Origin of the sequence: Niveispirillum fermenti (assembly GCF_048066175.1) — a bacterium.
GTDB classification, from domain to species: domain Bacteria; phylum Pseudomonadota; class Alphaproteobacteria; order Azospirillales; family Azospirillaceae; genus Niveispirillum; species Niveispirillum fermenti.
The window spans coordinates 205,939-218,342 of the sequence record NZ_JBLTXA010000007.1 but is presented as its reverse complement, the minus strand read 5'-3'; the positions used below and the strand labels follow the sequence as shown (position 1 = coordinate 218,342).

General features: G+C 66.8%; 13 protein-coding genes. 8 read left to right on the top strand and 5 right to left on the bottom strand.

The window, feature by feature from the left end; translation table 11 throughout:
• Entirely contained in the window at positions 1 to 426 is a 426-nt protein-coding gene (locus tag ACM9LZ_RS09925; protein WP_416619235.1) for a carboxymuconolactone decarboxylase family protein, read from the top strand.
• Positions 427 to 576: 150 nt separating this feature from the next.
• Here ACM9LZ_RS09925 and ACM9LZ_RS09920 read toward each other — a convergent pair whose 3' ends face one another.
• From ACM9LZ_RS09920 to ACM9LZ_RS09905, 4 genes are read right to left on the bottom strand one after another with little or no spacing between them, the layout of a single operon-like run.
• Positions 577 to 1,320, bottom strand: coding sequence for a 2-oxo acid dehydrogenase subunit E2 (locus ACM9LZ_RS09920; protein WP_416619234.1), 744 nt, complete (start codon positions 1,318 to 1,320; stop codon positions 577 to 579).
• Between the two features lie 7 nt (positions 1,321 to 1,327).
• On the bottom strand, positions 1,328 to 1,558 hold the full coding sequence (locus ACM9LZ_RS09915; RefSeq protein ID WP_416619233.1) for a biotin/lipoyl-containing protein: 231 nt from the start codon (positions 1,556 to 1,558) through the stop codon (positions 1,328 to 1,330).
• Between the two features lie 27 nt (positions 1,559 to 1,585).
• Positions 1,586 to 2,590 carry an alpha-ketoacid dehydrogenase subunit beta gene (locus tag ACM9LZ_RS09910; protein WP_416619232.1) on the bottom strand — a complete coding sequence of 335 codons (1,005 nt, stop codon included), beginning with the start codon at positions 2,588 to 2,590 and terminating at the stop codon, positions 1,586 to 1,588.
• A complete protein-coding gene (locus ACM9LZ_RS09905; protein ID WP_416619231.1) occupies positions 2,590 to 3,573 on the bottom strand; it encodes a thiamine pyrophosphate-dependent dehydrogenase E1 component subunit alpha in 984 nt (327 codons plus the stop codon). Before ACM9LZ_RS09905 ends, ACM9LZ_RS09910 begins: the two co-directional genes overlap by 1 nt.
• Positions 3,574 to 3,807: 234 nt before the next feature.
• On the opposite strand from ACM9LZ_RS09905, the gene ACM9LZ_RS09900 reads away from it, so the two are divergent.
• Positions 3,808 to 5,370, top strand: a complete 1,563-nt coding sequence (locus ACM9LZ_RS09900; RefSeq protein WP_416619230.1) for a class I adenylate-forming enzyme family protein — start codon at positions 3,808 to 3,810, stop codon at positions 5,368 to 5,370.
• A complete protein-coding gene (locus ACM9LZ_RS09895) occupies positions 5,367 to 6,053 on the top strand; it encodes an SDR family NAD(P)-dependent oxidoreductase (protein WP_416619229.1) in 687 nt (228 codons plus the stop codon). Before ACM9LZ_RS09900 ends, ACM9LZ_RS09895 begins: the two co-directional genes overlap by 4 nt.
• Positions 6,054 to 6,062: 9 nt before the next feature.
• On the opposite strand, the gene ACM9LZ_RS09890 is transcribed toward ACM9LZ_RS09895, so the two are convergent.
• Entirely contained in the window at positions 6,063 to 7,244 is a 1,182-nt protein-coding gene (locus ACM9LZ_RS09890) for an acetyl-CoA C-acyltransferase (RefSeq protein WP_416619228.1), read from the bottom strand.
• A 172-nt stretch (positions 7,245 to 7,416) separates the two neighbouring features.
• Here ACM9LZ_RS09890 and ACM9LZ_RS09885 point away from each other — a divergent pair, with 172 nt between their 5' ends.
• The 5 genes from ACM9LZ_RS09885 (at position 7,417) to ACM9LZ_RS09865 (ending at position 12,366) form a co-directional block, all read left to right on the top strand.
• Positions 7,417 to 8,187, top strand: a complete 771-nt coding sequence (locus ACM9LZ_RS09885) for an enoyl-CoA hydratase/isomerase family protein (RefSeq protein WP_416619227.1) — start codon at positions 7,417 to 7,419, stop codon at positions 8,185 to 8,187.
• A gap of 3 nt (positions 8,188 to 8,190) precedes the next feature.
• Entirely contained in the window at positions 8,191 to 8,550 is a 360-nt protein-coding gene (locus ACM9LZ_RS09880; protein ID WP_416619226.1) for a Zn-ribbon domain-containing OB-fold protein, read from the top strand.
• Positions 8,547 to 9,707 carry an acetyl-CoA acetyltransferase gene (locus ACM9LZ_RS09875; protein ID WP_416619225.1) on the top strand — a complete coding sequence of 387 codons (1,161 nt, stop codon included), beginning with the start codon at positions 8,547 to 8,549 and terminating at the stop codon, positions 9,705 to 9,707. Before ACM9LZ_RS09880 ends, ACM9LZ_RS09875 begins: the two co-directional genes overlap by 4 nt.
• A gap of 113 nt (positions 9,708 to 9,820) precedes the next feature.
• The gene (locus ACM9LZ_RS09870) at positions 9,821 to 10,969 is read left to right on the top strand and encodes a Gfo/Idh/MocA family protein (protein ID WP_416619224.1); all 1,149 of its coding nucleotides are present in this window, start codon (positions 9,821 to 9,823) and stop codon (positions 10,967 to 10,969) included.
• A gap of 164 nt (positions 10,970 to 11,133) precedes the next feature.
• Complete coding sequence (locus ACM9LZ_RS09865; RefSeq protein WP_416619223.1) at positions 11,134 to 12,366, top strand: amidohydrolase family protein; 1,233 nt, start codon at positions 11,134 to 11,136, stop codon at positions 12,364 to 12,366.
• Positions 12,367 to 12,404 lie beyond the last annotated feature (38 nt).

Sequence of the window (12,404 nt, the reverse complement as noted above, 5' to 3'; positions counted from 1 at the left end):
ATGAGCCTGGATGAGAAGTCGGAACGCGGCCTTGCCGTCATCGGCGGCATGATGGGGCCGAAATTCAGCGACGCGCTGCGCGCCGCCGCCACCTCGGGCAAGTTCGGATCGGCCATCTCCCGGATGGCCGTGAACTATGCCTTCGCCGATGCCTGGGGCCGGGATGGGCTGGAGAAGAAGCAGCGCAGTCTCGTGGTGATCGGCATCCTGATCGCCCAGCGCCAGACGGCTGAGTTGAAAAACCATGTCAAGATCGGCGTGGCCAATGGCCTGACCGTGCAGGAACTGGAAGAGGTGCTGATCCAGTCCGTGCCCTATGTCGGCTTTCCCTGCATCGCGTCAGCCACGACGGCCGTGATCGAGGCCTTGCGGGAAATCGGGCTGGACCCGGACGTGAAGACGGCGGAGGAACGGGGCCTGTTATAGCCCCCCGCATCCAGCCCTGACGTGGCCACAAAAGACAAAGGGCCGGCGCGGATGATCCGCACCGGCCCTTCGCCCGTCTGTATGCCGGATACCGGGGTCGAGAGATCTCGACCCCGGTATCCGCGCCGACTGGCACACGTATGGCAGGGGTCAGTCAAACAGCGCCGGGTCGGCCAGCCTTTCCGCCACGTGCCGGACGAAGCGGGCCGCATCGGCGCCATTGATGACCCGGTGGTCATAGGATAGCGACAGGGGCAGCATCTGCCGCCAGACGATCCCGCCATCGGGTCCCGGTGTGGCGACGGGCCGGGCGCGGGTGACGCCCAGGATGGCCACTTCCGGCGCGTTGACGATGGGCGTGAAGCCCGTGCCGCCGATATGACCCAGCGAGGTCAGCGTCATGCAGCCGCCTGACATGTCGGCCATGGGCAGGCCCCTGGTCCGGGCACGTTCGGACAGGGTGGCGAGTTCCGCCGCGATGTCCGTCACGCTTCTGGTATCGCAATCGCGGATGACGGGTACCAGCAGCCCGCCGGGTGTGTCCACGGCCACACCGATATGGACATAATCCTTCAGGACCAGCGTGTCCCGGTTGCCATCCAGCGAGGCGTTGAACTGCGGATAGGCGCGCAGGGCCGACGCCATGGCCTTCACCAGCAGCGGCACGGGGGTCAGCCTTGCCCCGCCCCCGGCATTGTGGGCCGTCCGGCGTGCCTCCATATCCGTCACATCCGCATCGTCCTGATGCGTGACATGGGGTATGGCGACCCAGTTGCGGCCGAGGAAGGCCCCGACCAGCTTCTGGATCTTGGACAGTTTGCGTGTCTGCACGGGGCCGAAGGCGGCGAAATCCGCTTGCGGCCAGGGTGCCAGACCATCGAGAAGGTCGGTCATCTCCGCCTCACTCGATCACGGCCAGCAGCGCGCCCACCTCATAGGTTTCGCCCACCTCCGCCTTGATGCGCAGGGTGCCGGTGGCGGGGCTCTCCACCTCCTGGGTGGATTTCTCGCTTTCCAGCTCGTAGAGCGGCTGGCCCTCGGTCACGGCCGCCCCATCGGCCACCAGCCAGCCGGTCAGCACGCCTTCATTCATGGAAAAGCCGATCTTCGGCATCAGGACGTCGAAAGCCATCAGGTCACCTGTTCAGTTATATTGGTTTCATGCCGTCAGCAGGTCCCGGACCGCCGTGACGATATCGGCGGCCTGCGGGGCGAAGGCGGTTTCAAGCGGTTTGGAGAAGGGGACCGGGCAGAAAGCGCCGCCCAGCCGCTTTACGGGCGCATGCAACTGCCGGAACAGTCTTTCATGCAGCACGGCACTGACCTCCGCGCCCACGCCGAAGGGCGTCACGGCCTCATGCACGATCAGCGCGCGGCCCGTGCGGGCGACCGAGGCCAGGACCGTTTCCTGATCCCAGGGTGCCACGGACCGCAGGTCGATCAGTTCGGCGCTGATCCCGGCCTCGGCCAGCTTGGGCAATGCCGACTTCGCCTCGTTCACCATGCGGGCATAGGCGATGATGGTGACGTCGCTGCCGGTGGCCAGCACATTAGCCTTGCCCAGCGGCACGCGGAAATCCTTCTCCGCCGCCTCGTCCGGGGACCAGTAGGTGGGCAGGTTCTCGATGAACAGCACGGGGTCGGGATCATCGATGGCGCTGCGCATCAGGCCATAGGCGTCCTTCGGGCTGGACGGGGCCACCACCTTGATGCCGGCCGTGTGCGCGAACCAGGCCTCCAGATAGTCGCAATGCTGTCCGCCCGTGCCGAAGCCCGTGCCCGTCATGGTGCGGATGACGATGGGCACGTGCGTCTGCCCGCCCGACATGAAGCGCAGCTTGGCGGCATGGTTGACGATCATGTCCATCGCCACGGTGGTGAAGTTCATCAGCATGATCTCCGCCACCGGCTTGAACCCGACCAGCGAGGCGCCGATGGCGGCCCCGATGATGGCCTGTTCGGAGATGGGAGTTGACCGCACCCGATGTTCACCGAACCGGGTGGAAAGCCCGCGCGTCGCGCCGACAACGCCGCCTTCCTCCGGGTCGGCCACATCCTCGCCCAGGACCAGCACGCTGTCATCGCTTTCCATGGCGTCGGCCAGCGCGCGGTTGATGGCCTGCAGGATGTTTTCCTTGGGCGTCTTCTTGGTCGCGGCGCTCATCACACGGCTCCTTGCGCGAACACGTCGCGGGACAGTTCCTCCACACCCGGCCAGTCGCTGGCCAGGGCGTATTCGATGGCGTCGTCCAGGGCGGTCTCGATCTCCGCCTCCATCGCGGCCAACTCGGCCTCGGTCGCCACACCGGTTTCGATCAGCAATGCCCGGAAGCGCGGCACGGGGTCGGCGTCGATGGCGGCCTGCTTGCGTGCCTTGTCCATGTAGGCGTCTGCATCGCCCAGCACGTGGCCATGGAAGCGGTAGGTCATGGCTTCGATCAGGGTGGGCCCGCCGCCGGCCCGCGCGCGGTTGATAGCTTCCTTCGCGGCGGCATACATGGCGAACGGGTCGTTGCCGTCCACCCGCACGCCCGGCATGGAATAGCCATGCGCCCGGTCGGCGATCTGCCGGGCCGAGGTCGCCTTTTCATAGGATGTGTGTTCGCCCCATTCGTTGTTCTGGCAGACGAAGATGACGGGCAGCTTCCAGACCGACGCCATGTTCAGGCTTTCGTGGAAAGCGCCGATATTCGAGGCGCCATCGCCGAAATAGGCCACCGTCACCCGCCCGTCGCCGCGCAGTTGCGATCCCCAGGCCAGACCGTTGGCGATGGGCATGGAGGAACCGACGATGCCCGTCGTTACCATCACGCCCGATTTCGGGTGGGTGATGTGCATCGGCCCGCCCTTGCCCTTGCAGGTGCCGGTGATGCGGCCGGCCAGTTCCGCCCACAGGTCGCGCAGCGGCACGCCCTTGGCCAGCATGTCATGGGTGCCGCGATAGATGGTGCAGATATAGTCATCATCGGTCAGGTTGACCGAGACGGCGCTGGGGATCACCTCCTGGCCGCGCGGCGAATAATAGGGCATCACCACGCGACCCGCATGGATCACCTTGCGCGACCGCTCGTCATTGGCCTTGATCAAGGCCATCCGGCGGTAGATGTCGCGTTGTGTCGCGGCATCGGGTACTGCCTTGTCCGTCATATCCACCCCGATCCTTGGGCATTGGGTCCGCCTGATTGCCGGCGGCGCGATGGCTTCTGCTGTCGCATGTTTGCTGTCCGGACGCATCCGTCCATGTCGCATCGGTGGCAGGATATCGAGGTTGTGAAGGGTTGGCCTCCGACCGACGCTATTGCTCGACCTTTGGCGGGCGCTGCCGGACAAGCGGTTCCGGGGGGTTGGCCCCCGCCTGTCCCGGCTTTCGTGAGAACAGTGATGATCCGGTCCCTGGGCGATCTTGTCCGCCGCAATGCCCGTTTCTTTCCCGATGACATCGTCACGGTCCATGCCGGGCGGCGGACCAGCAACCGCGCCCTGCTGGAACGGTCGGAGCGGTTGGGGGCGGCGCTGCTGGCCAGCGGGTGCCAGCGGCAGGACCGTGTCTCCATCCTGGCCATGAACAGCGACACCTATCTGGAGGTGATGGCCGGCTGCTGGCTGTCCGGTCTGGTGCTGGCGACCGTGAATTTCCGGCTGGCGGCACCGGAATTCGAGCATATCCTGACCGATACGCGCCCGCAGGTCCTGATCTTCGAAGCGACCTATGGTCCCGCCATCGACAGCATCCGCGCCCGGCTGGACATCGGGCTTTATGTCTGCCTGGACAGCGATGCCTTCGACTGGGCCATCCCCTATCACGCCCTGATGGACCGCGGGGCCGGCAGCCTGCCGGACCAGCAGGTGCAGCCCGGCGAACTGGCGACGTTGATCTATACCAGTGGCACGACGGGCCGGCCAAAGGGTGTCATGCGCTCCCACCTGGCGGAACTGACGCTGGGGGAGCAGATGGCCATGATGTTCGATTTCCGCACCGGCGGCCGGTCGCTGGTGGTGATGCCGCTGTTCCATGCGGGGGCCCAATCCTCCAGCTATGCCCAGCTTTGGCGCAGCGGCACGCTGTTCATCGAACGCGCCTTCGATCCCGCCCGCGCGCTGGAGATCGTGGCAGCGGAGCGCATCACCAACCTGCATTTCGTGCCGCAGATGCTGCAAGCCGTGCTGGACGCTGCGGAGGGGCGCGAGGTCGATACCGGCAGCGTGGAGACCATCGCCTATGCCGCCGCGCCCATGTCGCCGGCCCTGCTGCGCCGTGCCCTGGCCCGCTTCGGCCCCGTCTTCGTGAATGGCTGGGGCATGAGCGAGGGGAATGGCACCTGCCTGCCCAAGCACAAGCATGCCCTGACAGGGCCGGATGCCCGTTTGCTGGCCTCCATCGGCCAGCCCAATGCCAAGGCGGCGATCCGCATCGTGGCCGATGATGGCAGCGACTGCCCGCCGGGTGTGCCGGGGGAGCTCTGGCTGCGCAGCGCATCAGTGATGACGGGTTACTGGAACAACAGCGTGGCCACGATCGAGGCTTTGCGCAACGGCTGGCTGCGCACGGGCGATGTCGGTTACGCCGATCCGGCCGGCAACATCTTTCTGGTGGACCGCAAGAAGGACATGATCATTTCCGGCGGGGAGAATATCTACAGCCAGGAGGTGGAGCGGGCGCTGGCCGAGCATCCCGACGTGGCGTCGGTCGCCGTCATCGGCGTGCCGGACGATCGCTGGGGCGAGACGGTGATGGCCGTCATCGTGCCCCGGGCGGGGACCCGGCCCACCGCGGAGGAGATCATTGCGCACAGCCAGCGCCTGCTGGCCGGTTACAAGAAGCCGCGGCATGTGCGCTTCGTCGACGCCCTGCCGCTGCTGCCCAGCGGCAAGATCGACAAGATCAGCCTGCGCCGCGCATTTGCCGGCGGGACCGGCATCATCCAGGGGGAAAGCGGATCATGAGTGGACGTTCGATCATCGTCACCGGCGGCTTCGGCGTGCTGGGCCGCGCCGTTGCCGCCGCCTTTACGGCGTCGGGCGACCGTGTGGCGCGGGTGGATTTCGCAGCCACGGCGCCGGATGCCGCCGGTGCGGGCGGTCTGGATATCGGTGGCGTGGACCTGACCGACGGTGCCGCCGCCGCCAGGGTGGCGGCAGAGGTGACAGCGGCCTTCGGCGGCATCGATGTGTTGGTCAATGTGGCCGGCGGTTTTGCCTGGCAGACGCTGGCCGATGGTGACGTTGCCGGCTGGCAGCGGCTTTACGCCATGAATGCCGTCACCTGCGCCACCATGAGCAAGGCGGCCCTGCCGGCCCTGAAGGCGGCGGGGAGTGGGCGGATCGTCAATATCGGATCGGCCGCGTCGCTGACGGCCGGGGCCGGCATGGGGGCCTATGCCGCCGCCAAGTCGGCCGTTCACCGGCTGACGGAAAGCCTGTCGGCCGAACTGGCGGGGACGGGGGTGAATGTCAATGCCGTGCTGCCCAGCATCATCGACACCCCGGCCAACCGCGCCGACATTCCGGATGCCGATTTCACCACATGGGTGACGGCGGACGCCATCGCACAGGTGATCGCTTTCCTGGCGTCCCCTCAGGCCCGCTGCATCAGCGGCGCGCTGATCCCCGTGACGCGCGGCGGGTAAAGGGGGGCATCAGCCCCCGATCTCCAGCAAGGCGGCGGCCCCCATGCCGCCGCCGATGCACATGGTCACCACGGCGCGCTTCGCCCCCAGCCGCCGGCCGGCCAGCAGCGCGTGCCCCACCATGCGCGACCCCGACATGCCGAACGGATGGCCGATGGAAATCGCCCCCCCATCGACATTCAGGCGCGACATGGGGATGCCCAGCTGGTCGCGGCAATAGAGGACCTGCACGGCAAAGGCCTCGTTCAATTCCCACAGGTCGATATCATCGACGGTCAGTCGGTGCTTGCGCAGCAGCTTCGGCACGGCCAGCGCGGGGCCGATCCCCATTTCCTCCGGCGCGCAGCCCACCACGTCGAACCCGACCAGCCGGCCCAGGATGGGCAGGCCGCGCTGCGCCGCCTCATCCGCCGCCATCACCACGCAGACCGACGAACCGTCGGAAAGCTGGCTGGCATTGCCGGCCGTGGTCGTGCCGCCTTCAGCGACGGGCTTCAGCCTGGCCAGCGCATCGATGCTGGTGCCGGGGCGGTTGCCCTCGTCGCGGGAAAGCGTCACCTCCTCCTGCCCGGTCACGGCGCCCGCCTTGTCGGTGACGTTGCGGATGGTGGTGACGGGCACGATCTCCGCGTCGAAATGGCCGGCGCGCTGGGCTTCGTCGGTGCGGCGCTGGCTTTCCACGGCATATGCATCCTGTGCCTCCCGGCTGATGCCGTAACGGGTGGCGACCAGGTCAGCCGTGCGGATCATGGGCCAGTAGAGCGCCGGCACATGGGAGGCCAGCCAATCATCCTGCGTCCGGAATTTGTTGCGATGCGGATCGACCAGGGAGACGGTTTCCACCCCGCCGGCAACGTAAATCCCGCCTTCGCCGGCCCGGATGCGCTGGGCGGCAAAGGCGATGCTCTGCAGCCCCGATGAACATTTGCGGTCCAGCGTGACGCCGGCCACGCTTTGCGGCAGCCCGGCGCGCAAGGCGGCCTGACGGGCGATGTTGGACCCGACGGCGCCTTCCGCCCGCGCCGTGCCCAGCAGCACATCCTCCACCTCTGCCGGATCGATGCCGGCGCGGCGCACCGCGGCTTCGATGACATGGCCTGCCATGCTGGCCCCGTGAATATTGTTCAGCGATCCGCGATGGGCCTTGCCGATGCCGGTGCGGGCGGTGGCGACGATGGCGGCTTCGTTCATCTGTCGGCTTCCATGAGAAGGGTTTTCCGACCCCACAGGTACGGGAAGTGCCGGCCGCAGCGCCACGGGGCAGGCGGAAATCATCACGTCTGCGATGTCGTGCCCGGCACCTTGCCCCGCGCGCCCGAATGGCCGAAACCCGCGGGGGAGAATAGTCTTCGGGAGCCTATCCATGACCATCGACGTTGAACGCCGCGACGGCATCGCCATCGTCACCCTGAACCGCCCCGAAACCAAGAACGCCATTACGCATGAGATGCGCCGCCAGCTTTGGGAAGCGTTCGACGAGATCGCCCTGGACCCTGCCGTCCGCGCCGTCGTGCTGACCGGCGCCGGGGGGGATTTCTGTTCCGGCATGGATGTCGGGAATATGGGGGTAGGGGGCATCAACGGGTCGCTGGACCGGATGCACACGCTGCACCGCATCGCCCGGTCGATCTATCACCTGAAAAAGCCGACCATCGCCGCCATTCCGGGTGTGTGCGTCGGGGTGGCCTGGGCCTATGCGCTGTGCTGCGACATCGTTCTGGTGTCGGAGCGGGCGAAGTTCGCGCAGATTTTCCGCAATATCGGCCTGTCGCCCGACGGCGGTTCCGTCTGGCTGCTGCGCCAGCATGTCGGCGCCATGCGGGCCAAGGAAATCGCCTATTCCGGCCGCATGGTCCGCGCCGACGAGGCGGTGCAACTGGGCCTGGCGCTGGAGAAGGTGGACGGGGACAGGCTGATGGAGCGCGCCCTGGAACTGGCGCACAGCCTGGCGTCGGGACCCACGGTGGCGCTGGGCCTGGCCAAGCGGCAGTTCGACCTGGCGGCCAGCAGCAGCTTCGATCAGTTCCTGGACATGGAATATACCATGCAACCCATCGCCAGCCGCACCGACGACCATCACGAGGGACTTGCCGCCTTCAAGGAAAAGCGGCCGCCCGCCTTCAAGGGGGCCTGAACGATGATCCAGCCCGAGGCGGAATGGCGTGCCTTCCTGGCGCAGGGACGGTTCATGATCCAGCGCAGCGCGTCGACGGGGGCCTTCGTCTTCCATCCCCGCATCGCCGCCCCCGGCACTGGCGCGGAAGACCTGGAATGGGTGGAGGCGGCGGGGACGGGAACCGTGCATGCCACCACCGCCATCCAGCGCCGGGACCCGGCCGAGAATTACAATGTTGCGCTGATCGATCTGGATGAAGGCCCGCGGCTGATGAGCCGGGTGATCGACATCGCCCCGGAAGCGGTCGCCATCGGCGCCCGCGTGCGTGCCCGCATCATCCAGGAGGAAGGCCAGCCGCTGCTGGTCTTTGTGCCCGCATGAATTATCGTCACGGATTTCCCCGCGGTGCCGCATCCATCGCGGGGGCGGCGACCTTCGGCATCGGCCGCTGCCCGGGTGTCGCCGCCGTCGACATGGCGGCCAGGGCCTCTCTGCTGGCGCTGGCCGATGCCGGGCTGAGCCTGGCCGATGTCGATGCGCTGTACACCTCCGCCCCCTTCGAGGCGCTGGGGGGGATGGAACTGGCCGAGTATCTGGGCATCACGCCCAAGGTCACCGATTGCAACCGCACGGGCGGTTCGGCGTTCGAGGTCTATGTGCAGCAGGCGGCCCTGGCGCTGGCAGCGGGCCTGATCGACTGTGCCCTGATCGCCTATGGCGCCAACCCGGCCAGCAACCCGCCCAAGACGGTGGGCATGACGCGGTCATCGCCCTGGGAGGCGCCGTACCAGCCCCTGGCCCCCATCTCGTCCTATGCGCTGGCGACCAGCCGCCACATGCACCTTTATGGCACGACGCGCGAGCAATTGGCGGCGGTGGCCGTGGCGGCGCGCGCCTGGGCGCAGCGGAACCCGGAGGCGGCGGTGCGCGACCCGCTGACAATCGATCAGGTATTGTCGGCGCGCATGGTCTCCACCCCCCTGACGGTGCGTGATTGCTGCCTGTTCAATGACGGGGCGGCGGCCATCGTCATGGTGCGGGCCGACCGGGCCCGCGATCTGCGCCGGCCGCCGGTCGCGGTGCTGGGGGCGGCCCATGCCGTCACCCACCGGGAGATTTCCGGCATGCCGGACCTGACCCGCACGGGGGCCGCCATTTCCGGCGCGCAGGCCTTCGCCCAGGCCGGGGTGACGGCGGCCGATATCCGGCTGGCCATGCTGTACGATGCCTTCACCATCACCCCCATCCTGTTCCTGGAGGATCTGGGCTTCTGCGCCAGGGGGGAGGGCGGGCCGTTCGTCGCGGATGGGGCCATCGCACCGGGCGGGCGGCTGGCCGTCAACACCAATGGCGGCGGCCTTTCCTGCGTGCATCCCGGCATGTACGGGCTGTTCCTGCTGGTGGAGGCCGTGCGGCAATTGCGGGGCGAGGCCGGGGACCGGCAGGTGCCGGACCTGGACCTGGCCGTCGCCCATGGCAATGGCGGCGTGCTGTCCAGCCAGGCCACCGTGGTGCTGGGCGGGCAAGCCACCCTATAGCCGGGGTCGGCCTTTCATCGCGCATGTGATGGATGGCGGCGGGAAGGCCAGCAGCGTCGGCAGGCGCCATTATAAATGGCCCGGAAATCTCGGACAGTTGGGAAGGGCCGGTCATGACGGAGAAGGTTCTGAAGGTCGGGATCATCAGCGCCAACTGGAGCCTGAAGGTCCACGGGCCCGCCTGGCGGCGCACGCCGGGGGTGGAGGTGGCGGCCATCTGCACGGCGCGCCCGCACACCGCCGAAGCCGCGGCCAAGGCCTTTTCCATCCCCAAGGCCTATTGGAACTATGAGGAGATGTGTGCCGATCCCGACCTCGATATCATTGATGTCGGCACCCGTCCCTCCTTCCGCTTTCCGATGGTCATGGCGGCGCTTGGCCATGGCAAGCATGTCTATGACGCGCTGCCCTTTGCCACCAGCGTGGCCGATGCCGTGGCCATGCGCGACCTGCAGCGTGCGAAGGGTGTCGTCGGCGTCGTCGATGCGCAATTCCGCTGGAGTCCCGCCGCACAGCAGATGAAGGCCATGGTCGATACCGGCTTCATCGGCCGGCCGCTGGGCTTCAATGTGCAGCTTTTCCTGCCCCTGTTCGAGGAGAACGGGAAGCCCTATTGCTACAGTGCCTATTCCGGGGCGACGGACCCCTATTACTGGCTGGCCGACAAGGCCAGCGGCGGGTCCGGCTGGCGCAATTTCGCCACGCATGCCCTGCTTTACCTGACCCATCTGCTGGGCGGGGTGGAGGAGGTGACGGGCATGCTGACGACGGGCGTGCCGGAATGGTTCCTGCCCAATGGCGATGTACTCCGTCCCGACACCCATGATCTGGGATCGGCCACCCTGCGTCTGGCCAATGGCGCCATCGGCAGCCTGCAGACCGGCTGGTGCGTGCCCGACACGGAGGGCTGGCGGGTGGAGGTGTGGGGCGACCGGGGTCGGCTTCTGCTGACCGACAGCAGCTTTGGCAATGGCCTGTCGGCGCAACTCCATGCCGGTGATGCAAGGCCCGTCCCCTATGGCGAGCGCGCCTGCCGGCCGGTGACGATCGAGGAGCGGTTCCACCGCGTGCCGGGCTGCACGGCGACGGGGCCGCGGCCGCTCATCGCCATGGACTGGATGTTCGCCGACATGGTGCAGGCCATCCGCACGGGCGGGGAGGGCTCACCGAGCTTCACCGAGGCGGCGGCCGTCCAAAAGGTCGTGGAAGCGGTGGAGCGGGCATCGGCGGAACGCTGCTGGCTGCGGCCGCACGACCTGTGACCCCTGTATCGGCGGCAGCACCCATCAGATGGGTGATCACTGGGCCCCCCGTCCATGCCGCCCCCTGTCAGGGCGGTTCCGCTCTGCTAAATTTCGATCAGCAAGGGAATCGACAGAATATTTGTTGCGTATCAGAGCCTTGCAAGCATGCAGGAAGGAAAGCCATGACCAGCCAGGCCGCAGTCAAGCCGGGCGCGGCAGCCCCGCGCTATCAAGGTCCCATCTTCGACGCCGATACCCATTACTGGGAGACGGAGGAGGCGTGGAGCGCCTATCTTTCCGACAGCGCCAAGAAGAATTACGGAATCAGCTTCAAGACCGGCGACGATGGCCAGTACGCCATGTATGTGGGCGCCCGCAAGGTCGAGATCAGTGCCGACCACCTGCATGAGGATGGCCGGGTGCCGGCGCCCGGCAAGCTGCACGAATGGCTGCGCGCCATGAAGGAGGGCAAGGCCGATATCGACCTGCATGTCCAGAAGACGGCCGACATGATGGAGCCGGGGGCGCGCCTGGCCCGCATGGACGAGTGGGATGTGCGCGGCGCCATCATGTTCATCGGCAACATGATCACGGCCATTTCCTATCTGGATCAGCCGGCGGCGGCGCATGAGGTGCTGGGCGCCTATAATCACTGGATGCTGGATCACTGGAAGTTCAATTACAAGGACAGGATCTTCACGGCGCCCATCATCACCCTGGCCGATCTGGACAAGGCGTGCGAGCAGGTGCGCTGGTGCATCGCGAACGGTGCCCGTGTGATCCTGATGCCGATGGGACCCTATGGCGGCAAGGCTCCGGCGCATCCCGACCATGACCGGTTCTGGGCCATCGTGAACGAGGCGAAGCTGCGCGTGGTGTTCCACGTGTCGGAAGCCATCTACATGAAGGACCACATGGCCGTCTGGGGCGAGCCGGTGCAGCAGTCCCGCATCAAGCAGACGGCCTTCGTCTGGATGCACGGCTATTCGGAACGGCCGGTGGTGGAGACGCTGTCCAGCTTCATCTTCTGGAACTTCTTCGAGCGCTTCCCCAATGTGAAGCTGCTGTCGGCGGAAAACGGCGCCGAATGGGTGCCGGCCATGCTGACCAAGATGGACAAGTGCCGCGGCATGGCCAAGAACGGCTATTGGCCCGGTGGCCAGTTGAAGGATCGGCCCAGCCGTATCTTCGCCCGCAATGTCGCGGTCGTGGCCTATCCGGAGGACAATATAAAGGCCATCATCGATCAGGTCGGCAATGCCGACTGGATCCTGATGGGCTCCGACTACCCCCATGCCGAGGGCGTGGAAAAGCCGCGCGACTTCGCCGATGAGGCCTGCAAGGGGATCAGCGACAGCGATACCCGCAAGATCATGTATGAAAACGGCATGCGCTTCATGGGCCTGACGCCCTGACGGTCCGGCCGGTTCCTCCCGGCTCGCCTGGGCGGCAC